Raw genomic sequence first — 344 nt, 5'->3', positions numbered from 1 at the left:
CTGGCCGCGCTGCTCGGCTGGTCGCAGGCGACCTTCGCCTCGAAGCTCGAGGTCGAAGGCAGCGACTTCAAGGTCACCCGCGAAGTCGACGGCGGCTTGCAGACCGTGAAGCTGAAGGGACCGGCGATCGTCACCACCGATCTCCGTCTCAACGAGCCGCGCTACGCCTCGCTGCCGAACATCATGAAGGCCAAAAAGAAGCCGATTGCGGACAAGACCGCGGCCGATTACGGCGTCGATCTCACCGCGCGCCTCGAGGTTCTCAACACGACCGAGCCGGCGGGCCGCAAGGCGGGCGTCAAGGTCAAGGACGTCGCCGAGCTGGTGTCGAAACTCAAGAACGA

Annotated in this window: 1 protein-coding gene; it reads left to right on the top strand. The window is 64.8% G+C overall.

Annotation, left to right across the window (positions count from 1 at the left end; all coding sequences use genetic code 11):
* The coding region (locus AC0L3U_RS38785) for an electron transfer flavoprotein subunit beta/FixA family protein (protein ID WP_473365021.1) at positions 1-344 on the top strand (344 nt) is incomplete at both ends.

The sequence above is a fragment of the Bradyrhizobium sp. Kon69 genome, from assembly GCF_055807515.1.
The sequence above is the reverse complement of the archived record's forward strand: the minus strand, read 5'-3'. Positions and strand labels throughout refer to the sequence as shown.